The 18344-nt window shown below is 75.5% G+C and carries 13 protein-coding genes; 7 read left to right on the forward strand and 6 right to left on the reverse strand.

What is annotated here, in order from left to right; genetic code table 11:
• Positions 1–7: 7 nt before the first annotated feature.
• Complete coding sequence (locus ACRAKJ_RS21370) at positions 8–2164, reverse strand: NB-ARC domain-containing protein (RefSeq protein WP_438923014.1); 2157 nt, start codon at positions 2162–2164, stop codon at positions 8–10.
• 253 nt (positions 2165–2417) lie between these two features.
• Between ACRAKJ_RS21370 and ACRAKJ_RS21375 the strand changes: the two genes are divergently transcribed.
• Positions 2418–4724 (forward strand): LuxR C-terminal-related transcriptional regulator, encoded by a 2307-nt coding sequence (locus tag ACRAKJ_RS21375; protein WP_438923013.1) that lies wholly within the window; start codon positions 2418–2420, stop codon positions 4722–4724.
• A gap of 31 nt (positions 4725–4755) precedes the next feature.
• Here the strand turns inward: ACRAKJ_RS21375 and ACRAKJ_RS21380 are convergent, their stop codons facing one another.
• From ACRAKJ_RS21380 to ACRAKJ_RS21390, 3 genes are all read right to left on the reverse strand, one after another.
• Positions 4756–4929 carry a hypothetical protein gene (locus tag ACRAKJ_RS21380; RefSeq protein WP_438923012.1) on the reverse strand — a complete coding sequence of 58 codons (174 nt, stop codon included), beginning with the start codon at positions 4927–4929 and terminating at the stop codon, positions 4756–4758.
• 4 nt (positions 4930–4933) lie between these two features.
• The gene (locus ACRAKJ_RS21385) at positions 4934–6175 is read right to left on the reverse strand and encodes a cytochrome P450 (protein WP_438923011.1); all 1242 of its coding nucleotides are present in this window, start codon (positions 6173–6175) and stop codon (positions 4934–4936) included.
• Between the two features lie 376 nt (positions 6176–6551).
• Positions 6552–7031, reverse strand: a complete 480-nt coding sequence (locus ACRAKJ_RS21390; RefSeq protein ID WP_438923010.1) for a MarR family transcriptional regulator — start codon at positions 7029–7031, stop codon at positions 6552–6554.
• 70 nt (positions 7032–7101) lie between these two features.
• On the opposite strand from ACRAKJ_RS21390, the gene ACRAKJ_RS21395 reads away from it, so the two are divergent.
• The 6 genes from ACRAKJ_RS21395 (at position 7102) to surE (ending at position 15777) form a co-directional block, all read left to right on the forward strand.
• On the forward strand, positions 7102–8154 hold the full coding sequence (locus ACRAKJ_RS21395; protein WP_438923017.1) for an LLM class flavin-dependent oxidoreductase: 1053 nt from the start codon (positions 7102–7104) through the stop codon (positions 8152–8154).
• Between the two features lie 56 nt (positions 8155–8210).
• On the forward strand, positions 8211–8837 hold the full coding sequence (locus tag ACRAKJ_RS21400) for a hypothetical protein (RefSeq protein ID WP_438923009.1): 627 nt from the start codon (positions 8211–8213) through the stop codon (positions 8835–8837).
• A gap of 181 nt (positions 8838–9018) precedes the next feature.
• Positions 9019–12816 carry a Pls/PosA family non-ribosomal peptide synthetase gene (locus ACRAKJ_RS21405; protein ID WP_438923008.1) on the forward strand — a complete coding sequence of 1266 codons (3798 nt, stop codon included), beginning with the start codon at positions 9019–9021 and terminating at the stop codon, positions 12814–12816.
• Positions 12813–14081 (forward strand): M1 family aminopeptidase, encoded by a 1269-nt coding sequence (locus ACRAKJ_RS21410; RefSeq protein ID WP_438923007.1) that lies wholly within the window; start codon positions 12813–12815, stop codon positions 14079–14081. The genes ACRAKJ_RS21405 and ACRAKJ_RS21410 overlap by 4 nt, the downstream gene beginning before the upstream one ends.
• 29 nt (positions 14082–14110) lie before the next feature.
• A complete protein-coding gene (locus ACRAKJ_RS21415) occupies positions 14111–15031 on the forward strand; it encodes a PfkB family carbohydrate kinase (protein WP_438923006.1) in 921 nt (306 codons plus the stop codon).
• Positions 15028–15777 carry a 5'/3'-nucleotidase SurE gene (surE, locus tag ACRAKJ_RS21420; protein WP_438923005.1) on the forward strand — a complete coding sequence of 250 codons (750 nt, stop codon included), beginning with the start codon at positions 15028–15030 and terminating at the stop codon, positions 15775–15777. Before ACRAKJ_RS21415 ends, surE begins: the two co-directional genes overlap by 4 nt.
• Before the next feature lie 10 nt (positions 15778–15787).
• Here the strand turns inward: surE and ACRAKJ_RS21425 are convergent, their stop codons facing one another.
• Both ACRAKJ_RS21425 and ACRAKJ_RS21430 read right to left on the reverse strand, forming a co-directional pair.
• On the reverse strand, positions 15788–15925 hold the full coding sequence (locus ACRAKJ_RS21425) for a hypothetical protein (RefSeq protein WP_438923004.1): 138 nt from the start codon (positions 15923–15925) through the stop codon (positions 15788–15790).
• A 129-nt stretch (positions 15926–16054) separates the two neighbouring features.
• Positions 16055–18295, reverse strand: a complete 2241-nt coding sequence (locus ACRAKJ_RS21430) for a rhamnogalacturonan lyase family protein (protein WP_438923003.1) — start codon at positions 18293–18295, stop codon at positions 16055–16057.
• Positions 18296–18344: the final 49 nt, after the last annotated feature.

An 18344-nucleotide genomic window follows, 5' to 3' on the forward strand; every position in this document is an offset into this window, starting at 1 on the left:
CGCCGGCTCAGGCGGTCCCCAGGGCGGCGAGCCGTTCCCGCAGGTTCGCCGCCCGCCCGTCGCCGAAGGCGGTGAAGATCGCCAGCGCCTCGCGCCACACCGCCGCCGCGCGCGCCGCGTCGCCGACGTGCCGCAGCGAGACGCCCAGGGCGTCGAGGGTGGCGGCGTGGTCCTGCGGCCGGCAGGAGTGGTGCTCCCGGTCGAGGGCCAGCTCGCACAGGGCGATCGCCGCGCCGTGGTCGCCGGCGCCCTGCCGGACCCGCGCCGACCGGGTCAGCACGTAGGACTCGTGGCCGACGTGGTCGGTCCGGCGCAGCAGGGCGAGGCTCCGCTCGACGTGCCGGCCGGCCCGGTCGTGCTCGCCCAGTCCGCTGTACGCCGCGCCGAGGTGGCACTCGGCGAGGTACTCCAGCCGCCCGTCCTGCGCGCCGGGGGCGAGCGGCAACACCGCCAGCAGGTGCTGCACGGCCTCGGTGAACAGCCCCCGGTCGACGCACAGCCAGCCCAGGTGGTGCAGCACCTCCGCGACCAGCCCCGGTTCGCCGGTGCCGCGCGCCAGGGCCAGGGCGGCCCGCATGACCTCGTCGGCCTCCCGGACCTCGCCGTCGAGCCAGAGCTGGAGGGCCAGGTGCTGCGTGAGGCGGCACTCGGCGGCGCGGTCGCCGAGCCGGCGGGCGGCGGCCAGGCCGGTCCGGCAGACCTCGACCGCCTCGTCCCGGGACGTCCACAGGCCGAGGACCGCCGCGGCGACGCGCGCCAGGGCGACGGTCGACCGGTCCAGGCCGTGACGCGCGGCCTCGCGGGTCACCGGGAGCAGGTTGACGACCTCGCGCCGCGCCCAGGCCCACGTCTCGGCGGGGTCGGCGAAGGTCACCTCGGGCGCGGCGTTCGCGTCCGGTTCGGGGACCCCGAACCACTCGGTGAGCATCGGCGCGACCGCCGCCGCGGCGGTGACGGCGTGGTGGGCGTACCACTCGACCAGGTTCCGGCGGGCCCGGTCGCGCGCCCCGGCGGACTCCTCGCGGGCGGCCCGGTCGGCGGCGTAGGCGCGCAGGAGGTCGTGGAGGCGGTAGCGGTCGCGGGCGATCGGCTCGACCACGTGCGCCTCGCCCAGGGCGGCGAGCGAGCGCCGGGCCGAGGCGAGACCGACCCCGGCGAGGGCCGCGGCGGCGTGCAGGTCGATCTCGGGGCCGGGGTGCAGCCCGAGCAGGCGGAACACCCGCGCCTCCTCCGCCCCGAGCAGGCGGTAGGACCAGTCGAACACCGGGCGCACGGCGGTGCGCTCGTCGTGCGGGACGCTCAGCGCCTCCCAGCGCCCCTGGTCGCCGCGCAGCTCGGCGACCAGGTCGGCGAGCGTGAGGTGCGGGTGCGCGGCGACGCGCCCGGCGGCGATCCGCAGCGCCAGCGGCAGCCGGGCGCACGCCCCGATCAGCTCGACCACCGCATCGGGCTCGGCGTCGGCCCACGAGGGCCCGAGGACGGTCCGCACCAGCTCCAGCGCCTCGCCCGGGGTGAGCAGGTCCAGCGTCACCCGCGTCGCGCCCTCGCCGACCACCAGCCCGGTCAGCCTCGCCCGGCTGGTCACCACCACCAGGCAGTCGGGGTCGCCGGGCAGCAGCGGTCGCACCTGCCCGGCGGAGTGGGCGTTGTCCAGCACGACCAGCACCCGGCGGCCCGCCAGCACCGACCGGTAGCACCCGGCCCGCTCCTCCGGGCCCGACGGGACCCGCTCCGGCGGCACGCCGAGCGCACCGAGGAACCACCCCAGCACCTCGCCCGGGTCGGCGGGCGCGCCGGGGGCGTAGCCGCGCAGGTCCACGTACAGCGTGCCGTCGGGGAACCGGTGCTGGACGTCGTGGGCCCAGCGCACGGCCAACGCGGTCTTGCCCACGCCGGCCGTGCCGTCCAGCGCCGAGATCACCACCGCGCCGCGGTCACCGCCCCCGTCGCGGTCGAGCAGCGCGTCGAGCGCGGCCAGGTGCTCGACCCGGCCGGTGAAGCCGCGCACCACCGGCGGGAGCTGACGCGGCACCCGCGGGTGGTCGGGCCGCCACGCGGCCAGCGAGACGTGGCCGATGGACCCGGCCTGCACGACGGGGCCACCGCTCCCCCCGTCGACCGCGTTGCGCACACCCGGGTCGCGCACGGCCGGTTGATCGTCCACGGGACGTGAGTCTGTCGTCCCCCGGCGAGCGCGCCCAAGTGCGGCACCGCGAACACCACCCTCCCGGACTACCGCCCCACCGCCCCGGACCCCGTCCGCGCGGTCCGCAACTCCTTGCGGCCGCCGGCGCGGGTCACGGCCGTGCGGCGGACCGACCAGGGGTTGCCGGCGGAAAAGGGTGCAACGATGTGCGGGACGGCCTGTTTTGTCGATCTCACGGGACTGTCACGCGCGCGTGTCGTACGGTGTCCCGATGACCGAGCGGGGAGCCGGAGTCGGGGGCGTGCCGCGCGCGCTCAGCTCGTTCGTGGGGCGCAAGGAGCTGCTGGCCGAACTGCGCCGGCGGATCGGGACGGCCCCCCTGATCACGCTCACCGGCGTCGGCGGCGGGGGCAAGACCCGGCTGGCGCTGGAGCTGGCCGCGCAGGTGCAGCGGGCCTACGACGACGGCGTGCGGGTGGTCGAGCTGGCGCCGGCCCGCGGCGGCGACCCGGAGCTGCTGGCGCAGGTCGTGCTCAGCGCGGTGGGCGTGCCGGACCAGGCGACGACCACGCCGCTGGAGACCCTGGTCGAGTACCTCAGGCCGCGGCGGGCGCTGCTGGTGCTGGACAACTGCGAGCACCTGGTCGAACCGGTCGGGCACCTGGTGCGGGCGGTCCTGGGTGCGGCTCCGGGCGTGCGCGTGCTGGCCACCAGCCGCGCCCGGCTGCGGGTGCCCGGCGAGGTGCTGGTGATGGTGCCGCCGCTGGAGGTGCCCGCCGAGGACGCGCCGCTGGACCTGCGCAACGAGTCCGCCGCGCTGCTGGTGGACCGGGCCGAGGCGAGCGTGCCCGGCTGGCGGGTCACCGAGGACAACTGGCCGGACGTCAAACGGGTGCTGCGGCGGGTCGCGGGCATCCCACTGGCCGTGGAGCAGGCCGTGGTGCGGATGCGGTCGATGCCGGTGGAGCTGCTGGCCGACCGGCTCGACGACGTGATGCGCGTGCTGACCGTGAACGACACGACGACCGTGCCGCACCACCGGACGATGCGCGCGCTCATCGGCTGGAGCCACGACCAGTGCACGCCCGCCGAGCGGCTGCTGTGGGCGCGGCTGTCGGTGTTCGAGGGCGGGTTCAGCCTGCCCGCGGCCGAGGCGGTGTGCGCCGGGGACGGGCTCGACGCCGTGGAGGTCGCCGACGCGCTGGCCGGGCTGCTGGACAAGTCGATCGCCCTGCCGTCGGCCGACCGCAGCCGCTACCACCTGCTGGAACCGCTGCGGCAGCACGGCGCGGCACGGCTGCGCGCCTCCGGCGAGGTGCTCGACGTGCGGGCGCGCCACCAGCGGTTCTTCCGCGACGAGGCGGCCCGGCTGGCCGCCGCGTTCACCGGGCGCAACGAGGCGGTGCTGCTCGACGCGGTGGACCGCGACATGGCCAACCACCGGGTCGTGCTGGCCGACCTGATCGGCGACCCGGGCACCGCGCACGCGGGCCTGCAGATGAGCGTGGACCTGGCCCGGACCCGCTGGTACACCTACGCGGGCCGATTACCGGAGGAACGGCTGTGGCTGGGCCGCGCCCTCGCCGCCGTGCCGCCCGCCGCGGACCCCCTGAGGGCCAGCGCGATCGCGCTCGACGCCTGGATCGCGCTCTGCCTGGGGGTGGAGCGGTCGCAGGTCGCGCGCCGGGTGGACGAGGCGGCGGACCTGGCCCGGTCGGTGGGCGTGCCGCTGCCGGCCGTGACGTTCGTGCGGGGCGCGTTCGCGGTGCTGGCCCTGGGGTCGGTGGCCGGCGTGGAGCTGCTCCGGCAGGCGCACGCCGAGTTCGGCGCGCTGGGGCCCGACTTCGCGGTGGACGAGCACCTCGCGCACATCCTGCTCACCGTGTCCCTCGTGCTGCTGGGTTCGCGGGACCAGGCCGAGCCGGCCGCCGACGAGTTCTTCGCCTCCTGCGAGCGCCTCGGCGCGCCGTGGGGGCTGAGCTGGGGGCACTGGTGCCGCGGCGTGGTCGAGACCCGGTGGGGCGACCCGGAGCGGGCCCTCGACGTGCTGCGGGAGGGCCTGCGGGTGCAGCGGGCGATCCGCGACAAGTGGGGTCCGCTGTGGACGATCGAGGGCCTGGGCTGGGCGTACGCCGAGGCCGGTCAGGCGCACGCGGCGGCCCGCATGCTGGGCCTGGCGCACGGCCTGCACCGGGTGACCGGCGTGCGCGTCGACGGCCTCCTGCCGTTCGCCTCGCACAGCGCCCGCGCCGCCCGGCGCGCCCGCGCGGCGCTCGGCGACGACGCCTACGAGCGCGCGTGCTCGGCGCGGGCCGACTCGGTGGAGAACGCCCTGGCCGCGGTCCTGGACGTGGACGTCGAGGACGAGCCCGCGGCCGCACCGCGCCCGGGCGGCCTGACCCCGGCGGAGTGGAACGTGGCCCGGCTGGTCGGTGACGGCCTGTCGAACCCGGAGGTGGCGAGCCGGCTGGTCATCTCCCCCGCCACCGTCCACACCCACCTGACCCGCATCTACCGCAAGCTCGACATCGCCAACCGGCACCAGCTGATCACGCTGCTGGCGGGCATGGCGGACTGAGGGCCGGCCCGGCGATCGGGTCGGCCTTCGGTCAGCCCGGCGGCGGGGACGCGGCGGGGAGCACCACCACGCGGGTCAGGGCGGCGGCCGGCGGGGCGGTGTCCGGGGACAGCAGGCAGGACACCGCCGAGCGGCACCAGCCGATCACCTTGACCGCCGGCCTGGTGGGGACCCGGGTGTGGGGTTCGCGCAGTCGCACCGACATGGGGTCACGGCTCCAAGCGGACGGGGAGCGAGGAGAAGGTGTTCGGCACGACCTTGTCGTCGCGCTCCAGCCCGCCGGCGTCGGCCGTGAGGCGGACCTCCGGGTAGCGGGTGCGCAGGGCGGTGAGGGCGGCCCGCGCCTCGATCCTGGCCAGGTGGTTCCCGAGGCAGTAGTGGACGCCGTGGCCGAACGAGGCGTGCCCCAGGGCGGCGTTGCCGGTGGTCGGCCGGCGGGTGGGGTCGAAGCGGCCGGCGGTGGGGCCGTGCACCGACGGGTCGCGGCCCGCGGTGCCCAGGCCGATCATCACGAGCGCGCCCTCGGGGAGCACGCCGCCCGGCAGCTCGACGTCGGCGGTCACCAGGTAGTGCGGGGTGACGCGGGTCGGCGGGTCCCAGCGGACGGCCTCCTCGACCGCGGCGGCGACCCCGTCCGGGGTCAGGGCGTCCCAGCCGCCGGGCACGGAGAGCAGGGCCGCGGCGGTGTTGCCGATCAGGCCGCCGGTGGTCTCGTGGCCCGCGATGACCAGCAGGATCGCGGTGGTCAGCAGCTCCTCCGGGGACAGCCGCTCGCCGTCGAGCTCGGCCTGCGCGAGGGCGCTGAGCAGGGCGTCGTCGGGCCGTTCGCGCTTGTACTCGACGAGGCCCGCGAGGTAGCCGAACATGGCGTCGGAGGCGGGCACGACCAGGTCGGGGCGCTCGGTCATCATCGCGGCGGTCCAGCGGTTGAGCTGCTCGCGGTCCTCCTCGGGCACGCCGAGCAGGTCGCAGATCACCGCCAGCGGCAGCGGGAACGCCAGCCCGCCGATCAGGTCGGCGTCCTGCGGCAGCGCGCTCACCAGGTCGTTCGCCGCCTTCTCCACGGCCGGGCGCAGCGCCTCGACGCGGCGGGGCGTGAACGCCTGGGACACCAGGGCGCGCAGCCTGCGGTGCTGGGGCGGGTCGGTGTTGAGCATCGAGGGGCCGATGATCCGGGTCAGGTCCGTCGGGCGGCCCTTGGCGGCCAGCTGGTCCTGCATCGCGTTGCGCAGGCCGGCGGCGTCCTTGGACAGGCGCGGGTCGTTGAGCAGCGAGCGGGTGACCTCCAGGCCGGCGGTGGTGACCAGCACCTCCAGGCCGTTGGGCATCTCCGCGGCGTGCGCGGGGCCCAGCGCGGCCAGCGCGTCCTCGTGCGCGTGGTGCTGCCAACCGCGCAGCGGGCCGCCCAGGAGGGCCTGCCGGTCCGGTGCGAACTCAGCGGTCAGCTGCACGTCATCTCCTCGCGAACGGGTTCCTCGTCGGCGTCCACCGTCGGGTGTCCACTGTCGCGAGTGCGCCACCGCCCGCGCATCCACCGGTCTCCGTATTCGCGGTGACGGGGTACGGAGGTCGGTGGACGTCCCGCCCGCCGGCGGGATACGGAAGTGGATACGGAAGGTTGCTGATGCGGGCGCGCACACGTACGCGGGAGGCTGAAGGGTGTTCGGCACCCCGACGGCCGAACGCGACCGGGCGGGACAGGCGGGTTGGCCGCCGTCCGGTATCCCGGGGGGGCGGAGAGGGGGCCGCGTCACGCGGCCCCTTTTTCCGGGTCCTCTTCCGTACCTTCTTCCGGGTTCTCTTCAGGGCCCTCTTCAGGGCACCGGGTCAGTCGTCCCCTTGGGGTCGGTCGTCGCCGGTGACCCGGTCCAGGACGCGGTGGAGCACCCGGTCGAGGACGTCGACCTCCTCGGCGGACAGGCCGTCGAACAGGTAGCGGCGCACCGCCTCGACGTGCCCCGGCGCGGCGGCCTCGATCGCGGCCCGCCCCTCGGGGGTCAGCCGCACCATCGAGCCGCGGGCGTCCTCCGCGCACTCCTCGCGCACGACCAGCCCGCGCTTCTCCATCCGGCCGATCTGGTGCGACAGCCTGCTGCGCTCCCAGCCGACCAGGATGCCCAGGTCACGGGACCGCACCACGCCGTCCGCCGCCTCGGAGAGGGGCACGAGCAGGGAGTAGTCGGCGTTGGACAACCCCGAGTCGCGCACCAGCTGCCGCTCCAGCGCGCTGTGCAGTTCGCGCTGCACCGCGAGGTACGCCTGCCACACCGCGGCCTCCCGCCCGTCGAGCCACCGTGGTCCGCCCATGCGACCACGCTAGCAAGATGTTGACGTGTCATCAATGACGCGCTAGCTTGTTGATGTGTCCACAAAAGGTATGCAGCTCGGGGTCTACAGCTTCGGTGACCGTCACCCCGACCCCGTCACGGGCGACCAGGTCCCCGTCGCCGACGCGCTGGCCCAGAGCCTGGAGCGGATCAGGCTCGCCGACGAACTGGGGCTCGGCTTCTACGGCCTGGGCGAGCACCACCTCCCCCAGTACTCGATCTCCAGCCCCGGCACGGTGCTGGCCGCCGCCGCGAGCGTGACCCGCGACATCACGCTCAGCAGCGCGGTCACCGTGCTCAGCACCGAGGACCCGGTGCGCGTCTACCAGCAGTTCACCACGCTCGACCAGCTCAGCCGCGGTCGCGCGGAGCTGCTCGCGGGCCGCGGCTCGTTCACCGAGTCGTTCCCGCTGTTCGGCGCGAGCCTGGAGGACTACGACGAGCTGTACGAGGAGAAGCTGGCGCTGCTGCTGCGCCTGGACCGGGAGGACCCGATCACCTGGTCGGGCAAGTTCCGCGCGCCGCTGGAGAACGCGCACGTCTACCCGCGCCCGTACGGGGAGAGGCTGCGGATCTCGGTGGGCACCGGCGGCAACCCCGAGTCCTCGATGCGCGCGGGCCTGCTCGGTCTGCCCGTGGTCTACGCGATCATCGGCGGCGAGCCGGAGCGCTTCGCGCCGCTGGTCGACCTGTACCGGCGGGCGGGCGAGGCGGGCGGCCACGGCCCCGGTGAGCTGGACGTGACGATGAGCGCCATCGGCCTGATCGCCCGCAACTCCCAGGACGCCAAGAACGCCTTCTACCCGTACTGGCTGGAGACCATGAAGTACGGCGCGAAGGCGCGCGGCTGGTCGGTGCCCTCCCGGTCGGACTACGACGCGTGGACCGAGGGCGCGACGTCGATCTTCGCGGGCAGCCCGCAGGAGGTCGCCGAACGGCTCATCTCGGTGGGCGGCCTGGTCGACGCCGACCGCTACGCGATGCAGATGGACTGGGCCGGCGTGCCGCACAAGCTGGTCATGGAGGCGATCGAGCTGCTCGGCACCGAGGTCAAGCCCCTGGTGGACGCCGCGCTCGGCACGCCCGCGAGCGCGGGCCGGTGACGTGGAGGGCAGGTGACGCGGGGGCCGGCGACCCGGGGTCGGGTGACGCGGGAGCCGTGAGCCTCCCGGGCGCCGACGAGGTGCGGACCCACCTGCTCGACCGGGCGAACGACGCGCTGCGGCGGCCCGGCACGCACGGCGGCGAGATCGGGCTGCTGCTGTGCCTGGACGCCGCGGTGTTCGCCCACGGGTTGACGCGGGAGTGGACCGCGTTCCGCGAGGGCCTGGTCGAGCGGCGCGCGGCCAACGGCGCGGGCGTCCGGGGCGGCGTGCACGTCGTGCTGGGCCGGGCGGACGACGACGTGGTCGCCTCGGTGTACGCGGAGTTCGCGCACCGGCACGGCCTCCTGCGCCCCGACCGGCTCCTCGACCCGGACGAGCACGGGCGGCTGCTCGCCTCGGCGCACGGGTGGTGCGACCGCGACCGGGGGCGGCACGAGGTGCTGGACCGGTTCGGGCCGCCGACCGCGCTGCTGGGCGGCCCGAACCCCCGCCACCCGAAGACGCTGCTGTACGGGGCCGCCGACCGCGCCCGGCCGCTGGTGCTGTTCCACCTGCGCGGCGAACCCGGGCGGCCCGAGCCCGTCGTCCTCGCGGCCCGGCTGGGCGACGCCGACTTCCCCGACGGGTTCGCCTTCACCCCGGGTGGCCTGGAGATCACCGCCCGCGATCACGGGCTGTGACCCCACCCACTCGGCCGGGCGTCGATCGGGACGTGCCGGTTAAACCTGGGTAAAGTCGCACGTCGGTGGTTTCGCCGGAGCGACCACCCAGGCTGCTTGACCGGTGCCCGCCGGGTGTGGAGCAGCTCACCCACCACTCGGAGGATCACCCAGTGCGTTCGCGTCCCCCCGGTGCCGGCCGGTGACCATCGCCCCCGACACCGCCCTCCCCACGCTGATCGACACGCCGGCGCGGTACCGCGCCGGCGTCGCCGCGCCCGCGCGCACCCTCGTCGACGTCCTCGCCGACACCGCGCTGCGCCACCCCCACGCCCCCGCGCTCGACGACGGCACCACCGCGTTGACCTACCGCGACCTGCTCGACGAGGTCGACGCGCAGCGGCGCGCCCTGGTCGAGGCGGGCATCGGCGTCGGCGACCGCGTCGGCGTCCGCGTCCCCTCGGGCACGGTGGACCTGTACGTGGCCGTGCTCGGCGTCCTCGCCGCGGGCGCCGCGTACGTGCCGGTGGACGCCGACGACCCCGACGAGCGGGCCGAGCTGGTGTTCGGCGAGGCGGGCGCGTGCGCCGTGCTCGGCGAGCACCGCGCGCTGACGCCGCTGCGCGCGCCGCTGGGCCGCCCCGGCGCGCCCGGTCCCGACGACGACGCGTGGATCATCTTCACGTCCGGTTCCACCGGCAAGCCCAAGGGCGTCGCGGTCACCCACCGCTCCGCCGCCGCGTTCGTGGACGCCGAGGCGCGGCTGTTCCTGCCCGACGACCCGATCGGCCCCGACGACCGGGTGCTGGCCGGGCTGTCGGTGGCGTTCGACGCCTCGTGCGAGGAGATGTGGCTGGCCTGGCGCAACGGCGCGTGCCTGGTCCCCGCGCCGCGCGCGCTGGTGCGCACCGGGTTCGACCTGGGGCCGTGGCTGGTGGAGCGCGAGATCACCGTCGTGTCCACGGTGCCGACGCTGGCCGCGCTGTGGCCGGTGGACGCGCTGGACGACGTGCGGCTGCTGATCTTCGGCGGCGAGGCGTGCCCGCCGGAGCTGGCCGAGCGGCTGGCGGTCGACGGCCGCGAGGTGTGGAACACCTACGGCCCGACCGAGGCCACCGTGGTGGCGTGCGCCGCCCGGCTGACCGGTGAGCCGCCGGTGCGCATCGGGCTGCCGCTGGACGGCTGGGACCTGGTCGTGGTCGACGCGGCGGGCGAGCCGGTGCCGATGGGCGGCTCGGGCGAGCTGGTGATCGGCGGGGTGGGCCTGGCCCGCTACCTCGACGCGGCCAAGGACGCCGAGAAGTTCGCGCCGCTGCCCGCGCTGGGCTGGGACCGCGCCTACCGCAGCGGCGACCTCGTGCGCGCCGAGCCCGAGGGGCTGGTGTTCCTGGGCCGCGCCGACGAGCAGGTCAAGCTGGGCGGGCGGCGCGTCGAGCTGGGCGAGGTGGACGCCGCGCTCCAGGCCCTGCCGGGTGTCGTCGGCGCGGCAGCGGCCGTGCGGAGCACCGGGAGCGGCAACCAGGTGCTGGTCGGGTACGTGGTGCCCGAGGGCGACGCGTTCGACCGGGCCGCCGCGCTGGAGCGGCTGCGGTCCGCGCTGCCCGCGGCGCTCGTGCCGCTGCTGGCCGTGGTCGGCACGCTGCCCACCCGCACCTCCGGCAAGGTCGACCGGGACGCGCTGCCGTGGCCGCTGACCACCGTCGCCGACGACGCCGCGCACGCCGACCTCACCCCCACCGAGGCGTGGCTGACCGAGCAGTGGGCCGAGGTGCTCGGCGCCCGGGTCGCCGACCCCGACGCCGACTTCTTCGCCCGCGGCGGCGGCAGCCTCGCCGCGGCCCGGCTGGTGACGCTGATCCGCACCCGCCACGCCGGCGGCTCGGTCAGCGACGTCTACCAGCACCCCACGCTGCGCGCGATGGCCGCCCGGCTGGACGACCTGGCCGGCCACCTCACCGCCACCCGCGAGGTCGCGCCCACGCCCCGCCGGGCCGGCCTGGTGCAGCTGCTGCTGCTCGTGCCGCTCACCGGCCTGGTCGGGCTGCGCTGGTCGCTGGCGCTCGCCGCCCTCGGCAACGTCCTCGGCATCACCCCGCACGTGTCGTGGTGGTGGCTCGCCGCCGGCTGGCTGCTGCTGGTCAGCCCGCCCGGCCGGGTCGCGATCGCGGCGGGCGGCGCGCGGCTGCTGCTGCGCGGCGTCAGGCCCGGCACGTACCCGCGCGGCGGGGGCGTGCACCTGCGGCTGTGGACCGCCGAGCGGCTCGCCGAGTCCAGCGGCGCCACCAACCTGACCGGTTCGTGGGTCACCCACTACGCCCGCGCCCTGGGCGCGAAGGTCGGCCCGGAGGTCGACCTGCACTCGCTGCCGCCGGTCACCGGGATGCTCAAGCTCGGCCGCGGCAGCGCCGTGGAACCCGAGGTGGACCTGTCCGGCCACTGGGTCGACGGCGACCGGGTGCACATCGGCCGCGTGCGGGTCGGCGCGGGCGCGGTCGTCGGCGCGCGCAGCACCCTGTTCCCCGGCGCGCGGATCGGCAAGCGGGCCGAGATCGCACCCGGTTCCGGCGTCACCGGGTCCGTCCCGACCGGCCAGCGCTGGGGGGGCGTGCCCGCGGCGCGGACCGGCAAGGCGGCCAAGCCCGGTCAGCGCCCGCCGCGCTCGTCGTGGTGGAAGCTCGCCTACGGCCTCACGGCGTCCGCGCTGGGCCTGATCCCGGTCGCGGCGGCGCTGCCCGCCGCGCTGCTGGTGGTGCGCGAGCCCCTGACGTTGTCCTCGGCGCTGCTCGCCGTGCCGCTCGCCACCGCGGTGTGGCTCGGCTCGTACGCGCTGCTGGTGCTGGTGTCCGTGCGGCTGCTCGGCCTCGGGCTGCGCGCGGGCAGCCACCCGGTGCACAGCCGGGTCGCCTGGCAGGCGTGGACCACCGAGCGGCTGATGAGCACCGCCCGGGTGGCGCTGTTCCCGCTGTACGCGAGCCTGTTCACGCCGGTGTGGCTGCGGCTGCTCGGCATGCGCGTGGGCCGCCGGGTCGAGGCGTCGACGGTGGTGGCGCTGCCGAGGATGACCACGATCGGCGACGGCGCGTTCCTCGCCGACGACACCATGGTCGCCACCTACGAGCTGGGCGGCGGGCGGCTGCGCATCGCCCAGGCGCGGGTGGGCAAGCGGGCGTTCCTGGGCAACTCGGGCATGACCGCGCCCGGTCGCGCGGTGCCCAACCGCGGCCTGGTCGGCGTGCTGTCGGCCGCGCCCAAGCACGCCAAGGCGGGCAGCTCCTACCTGGGGATGCCGCCGATGAAGCTGCCGCGCGCGGCCGAGGAGGGCGACCTGAGCCGCACGTTCGACCCGCCGCGCCGGCTGGTGGTGGCCCGCGCGCTGGTCGAGCTGTGCCGGGTGGTGCCGGTGATGTGCCACGTCGCGCTGGTCGTCGGCGTGCTGTTCGCGCTGCGCGAGGTGGGCCCGGTGTTCGCCGGCCCGGTGCTGCTGGCGGCCGGTGTGCTGGCGTGCGCGGTGGCGGTGGCGGCGAAGTGGCTGCTGGTGGGCCGGTTCCGGTCCCGCGAGTACCCGCTGTGGAGCGGGTTCGTGTGGCGCAACGAGCTGGCCGACACGTTCGTCGAGGTGCTGGCGGTGCCGTGGCTCGTCGGCTCGACGGGCGGGTCGCCGGTGACGGCGGTGTGGCTGCGCGCGCTGGGCGCGCGGGTCGGCCGCGGCACGTGGGTCGAGTCGTACTGGTTCCCCGAGGCCGACCTGGTGCGGCTGGGCGACGGCGCGGCGGTCAACCGGGGGTGCGTGGTGCAGACGCACCTGTTCCACGACCGCATCCTCCGCATGGACGAGGTGGGGCTCGCGGCGGGCGCGACGCTCGGACCGCACGGCATCGTGCTGCCCGGGGCGTCGGTCGGCGCGCACACGACGGTGGGCCCGGCGTCGCTGGTGATGCGCGGCGAGCACGTGCCGGCGGGCACGCGCTGGCTGGGCAACCCGATCTCCGCCTGGCGATGACGGCGCCCTACCTGGCCGACCACGGCGACGCGCGCTACCGGGTCGCGCACTACGACCTTGACCTGGAGTACCGGCTCAGCGGCCGGCTGTCGGGGCGGGCGGTGCTGTCCGCCACCGCCGACGGGCCGTTGGGCACGGTGGTGCTGGACTTCGCCGGTCCGCCCGTGCAGCGCGTGCTGGTGGACGGGCGGGCGGCCCGCTACGCGCACGGCGGCGGCAAGCTGCGGGTGCGCCCGGCGCGCCCGGTCGAGGGCCCGTTCACCGTCGAGGTGCGCTACGCGGGCGCGGTGCGGCCGGTGCGCACCCGGCACTGGGGCGAGCTGGGCTGGGACCAGCTGACCGACGGCGCGCTGGTGGCGAGCCAGCCGGTCGGCGCGCCGTCCTGGTTCCCGTGCAACGACCTGGTGCGGGACAAGGCGACCTACCGGATCGCGGTGACCACCGCCTCGCCGTACGCGGTGCTGGCCAACGGGGTCCTCGTCGACGGGCGGGTCGGCGGCAGCACCACGCGGTGGGTCTACGAGCAGGCCGAGCCGATGGCGGCCTACCTGGCGTCGGTGCAGATCGGCGTGTACGAGCGGTTCGCCCTGGCCGACGGTCAGGAGGTGGCCGCGCCCGCCCGGCTGCTGCGCGCCGCCCGGCACGACTTCGCCCGCCAGCCGCGGATGGTGGAGGTCTTCGAGGAGCTGTTCGGGCCCTACCCGTTCCGGACCTACCAGGTCGTGGTGACCGACGACGAGCTGGACGTGCCGGTGGAGGCGCAGGGCATGTCGGTCTTCGGCGCGAACCACGTCGACGGGCGGCGCGGGTACGAGCGGCTGGTCGCGCACGAGCTGGCGCACCAGTGGTTCGGCAACGCGGTGGGCCTGGCCGACTGGCGCGACATCTGGCTCAACGAGGGCTTCGCCTGCTACGCGGAGTGGCTGTGGTCGGAGCGCTCGGGCGGCCTGACGGCGGCGGTGCAGGCGCGGCGGGCGCACGCCCGGCTCGCCCGGCTGCCGCAGGACCTGCTGATCGGCGACCCCGGCGTGGCCGCCCTGTTCGACGACCGCGTCTACCAGCGCGGCGCGCTGCTGCTCCAGGTGCTGCGCGAGCGGGTGGGCGACCCGGACTTCTTCGCGCTGCTGCGGGACTGGACCACGACGTTCCGGCACCGCACGGCGACGACCGCGGACTTCGAGGCGGTGGCCGCCCGGCACACCGCGCTGCCGCTGGACGCGCTGTTCCGCTCCTGGCTGGGAGACGTGCGGCTACCCGGGATTTGATCAGTTCGAATTGGGGTAGATGTCCGGTTATGACGGGTCGAGTAGCGGTGTTCGCACCGTCACCGGAGTTGACGGTGACGGTGGAGGAGTTGGACGGCTCGCCGGACATCCACGTCCACGCGGGCGGTCAGGGTGTGTGGCAGTCGCGGATGATCGCGTCGCTCGGCGCGGAGGTCGTGCTGTGCGCCGCGCTCGGCGGGGAGACCGGTCACGTGCTCAAGCACCTGATCGGCGTGGAGCTCAGGTCGCGCGACGTCGCGGCGCGCAACGGCGGGTACGTGCACGACCGGCGCGACGGCAGCCGCGACGAGGCGGTGCGGATGCCCGCCGACGCGCTGACCCGCCACGAGCTGGACGACCTGTACGAGCTGACGCTGGTGGAGTGCCTGGCCGCGGGCGTCGCGGTGCTCAGCGGACCGGCCGCGGACGACGAGCCGGTGCCCGACTCGGTCTACGAGCGGCTCACCAAGGACCTCGGCGGCAACGGCTGCCGGGTCGTGGTGGACCTGTCGGGCGGGCGGCTCGCCGCGGCGCTCAAGGGCGGCCCCGAGGTGGTGAAGGTCAGCCACGAGGAGCTGGTGTCCGACGGGCTGGCGAAGTCCGACTCGCTGCCCGACCTGGTCGACGGCGTCCGCGAGCTGGCGAAGTGCGGTGCGCGCGCGGTCGTCGTGTCGCGGGCCGCCGAGGAGACCCTGGCGCTGGTCGAGGACTCGTTCTACCTGGTCGAGTCGCCCGACCTGTCCCCCGTGGACACGCGGGGCGGCGGCGACTCGATGACCGCCGGGCTGGCCGCGGGCCTCGCGCTCGGCAAGTCGCTGGAGGAGGCGCTGAAGCTGGGCGCGGCGGCCGGCGCGGTCAACATCACCCGGCACGGCCTGGGCACCGGCAGCGGAGAGGTGGTGCGAGAACTGGCGGAGCGGGTAACCCTCACCCCGTGGGAGCACGAGTGAGGGTCCTGATCACCAACGACGACGGCATCGACTCGCCGGGCCTGCTGGCCCTCGCGCGCGGCGCGGTGGAGCACGGGTGGGACACCGTGGTCGCCGCGCCCGCCCGCGAGTCCAGCGGCACGAGCGCCGGCCTGACCGCCGCCGAGGACGACCGGCGGGTCAAGGTCGAGCGGCGCGAGCTGCCCGGCCTGCCCGACGTGCCCGGCTTCGCGGTCTCCGCGCACCCCGGCCTGATCGCGCTGGTGGCCGCGCAGGGCGCGTTCGGCGACCCGCCGGACGTCGTGCTGTCGGGCGTGAACCGGGGTGCGAACGTCGGCCGGGCCGTGCTGCACTCCGGCACGGTGGGCGCGGCGCTCACCGCCTCCATCAACGGGGCGCGCGCGATGGCGGTGTCCCTGGACGTGGGGCTGGAGTCGGGCGCGACGCACCACTGGGACACCGCCGTCGCGGTGGCGGCGGGGCTGTTCGACCGGCTCGCGGCGCTGCCGCCCGGCGCGGTGCTCAACGTCAACGTGCCGAACGTGGCCGACGCGGAGCGGGTCGGCGAGCCGGAACGGGCCGGGCTCGCCGAGTTCGGCGCGGTGCAGAGCCGGGTCAAGGACACCGACGACGGGTCGATCGACCTGACCTCGGTCGTGGTGGAGGGCGACCTGCCGCCGGGCAGCGACGCCGCCCTGCTGGCCGGGAGTCGCCCGACGGTGACCGCGCTGCGCTCGGTGAGCGAGGACGCCGACCTGGAGTTCTAGTCGCGGTGCCCTAGTCGTCGTCGAGCCGCTCCGGTGTGCTGTCGGTGCGTTCGGCGTCGGTGCGGACCAGCGCGTCCTCGGCGCCGGCCACCAGGTCCGGTCCGCCCCACTGCCGGCCCTCGGACTGGCCCAAACGGTGCTTCGCCATCGTGTGCACTCCCCTCGATCCGGGAGGGAGTACCCCGTTCGGACGGGTTCACACCACGAATGGCCGATGGCCTGCTCCACGTGGAGCAGGCCATCGGCGTCCGACCCGGTCAGCGGGCGTGGTGCCCGGTCAGCCGGCGTAGTGCACGTCCGGCCACGGCGGCGTGGCCATGCCGTTCCCGATGTGGAAGCTCGGGTGCGGCGGCTGGTTGTAGGCGGTGTTCTGCCAGGCGAGGGCGACCCGGTACATCGTGTCGTGCACGAGGGTCGGGACGCGCCGGTCGGTCTGGTTCGGCGTGGCGTAGATCCGCAGCGCGGTGTTGTCGGTGGTGGGCCAGACGACCTCCTCGCGCCAGTCGCCGAGGATGTCGCCGGACAGCGACGGCGTGGCCTTCGTGCCGTTGTTGGAGTGCACGCCGCTCGCCGTCAGCAGGCGGGTGTCGCCGCTCGTGCCGTACTTGTCGATCCGCGTCTGGTCGAGCAGCTCGCGGGAGGGGTCGCCGTCCCACCAGGCCAGGAAGTTCGACGAGGACGGCTTGCGGCCGACGTTCGCGCCGCTCGGGCTGCGCAGGCTGCCGTCCGCCGACGACCACGACTCGGCGCCGGGGCTGCCCGGGTGGATGTCGGCGGACACGCCGCGCCCGTTGTCGCTGCCCGACGCCGTCGTCCACAGCCGCTGGCCGGTGCGGGCGTCGGCGAACCAGGAACCGGGCTTGGAGGAGTCCTCGGAGACCTTGAAGTACTCCAGGCCCGGCCGGGACGGGTCGAGGTCGCCCACGTGGCCCGCGTCGCCGTGCCCGAGGCCCGTGGTCCACAGGCCGCGGCCGTTGTCGTCGATGGTCGCCGCGCCGTAGACGACCTCGTCGCGGCCGTCCTGGTCGACGTCGGCGATGCTCAGCGAGTGGTTGCCCTGGCCCGCGTAGCCGCCGTTGCCCGAGCTGTTGGAGTCGAACGTCCACCGCTTGGTGAGCGTGCCGTTGCGGAAGTCCCAGGCCGCGACGACGGCGCGGGTGTAGTAGCCGCGGGCCATGATCAGCGACGGCCGCGCGCCGTCCAGGTACGCGGTGCCCGCGAGGAACCGGTCGACGCGGTTGCCGTAGCTGTCGCCCCACGACGAGACGGTGCCGCGCGGCGGGTCGTAGTTCACCGTGGACAGCGCCGCACCGGTCTGGCCGTTGAACACGGTGAGGAACTCGGGGCCGGCGAGGACGTAGCCGTCGCCGTTGCGGTGGTCGGCGGAGGCGTTGCCGATGACCGCGCCGCGGCCGTCCTTGGTGCCGTCGGCGGTCTTCATGGCGACCTCGGCCCGGCCGTCGCCGTCGTAGTCGTAGACCTGGAACTGGGTGTAGTGCGCGCCCGCGCGGATGTTGCGGCCCAGGTCGATGCGCCACAGGCGGGTGCCGTCCAGGCGGTAGGCGTCGACGAAGACGTTGCCCGTCACGCCGGCCTGGGAGTTGTCCTTGGCGTTGGCCGGGTCCCACTTGAGCACGAACTCGTAGTCGCCGTCGCCGTCCAGGTCGCCCACGCTCGCGTCGTTGGCGCTGTAGGTGCTGCCCGGGGACTGGATCGGCACGTCGCGGTAGCCGGAGCCGAACGCCAGCGACGCCGGGGACGCGGCCTGCTCGGTGCCGTTGACGACCGCGCGCACGGTGTAGGAGGCGTCCGCCGGCGCGCCGCCGTCGAGGTGGTTGGTGGAGGCGGTGATCGGCGAGGCGTTGACCTTGGTGGTGCCCCGGTAGACGTTGAAGCCGACGTTCGGCGGGTCGCCGGCGAGCAGCCGCCAGCTCACCAGGTTGGCGCTGCCCGACCGCACGCTCACCAGGCCCCGGTCCAGCCGCTCGACCTGCTTGCGGCCGGTCGGGTCGCCCGGCACCGGGCCGGGGTCCGTCGTGGTCGTGGTGGTCGTGGTGGTCGTCGTCGTGGTGGTGGTCGTGGTGGTGGTCGTCGGGTCCACGCCGCCGGTGCACGTGGTGCCGTTGAGCGCGAACGACGCGGGCACGCCGACGTCGGTGCCGCTCGTCGTGCCGTTGAAGCCGAACGACGCCGTGCCGCCGGTCGGGATCGAGCGGTTCCAGTCCACGTTGGCGGCGCTGACGCTCGCGCCGGACGCGGTGAACGCCGCGTTCCAGCCCTCCGAGAAGCGCTCGGCGCCGGGGAACGCCCAGGTCAGCGTCCACCCGTTCACCGGGTCGCCCAGGTTCTTGATGGTCACGGCGGCGGAGAAGCCGCCCTGCCACCTGTTCTGCACCACGTAGTCGACGCCGCAGCCGGGGGCCGCCGAGGCCACCCCCACCGCCGCCAGGCCGCCCACCAGTGCGCTGATCGCCGTGGCGGCGGCGATCGCCCGCACTCGGAACGAGTTCGTGAGCACCGTTGCTCCTTCATCCTCGATTTTCTGGGAGCGCTCCCAGAAACGCACC

Source organism: Saccharothrix sp. DSM 118769, from assembly GCF_052936295.1.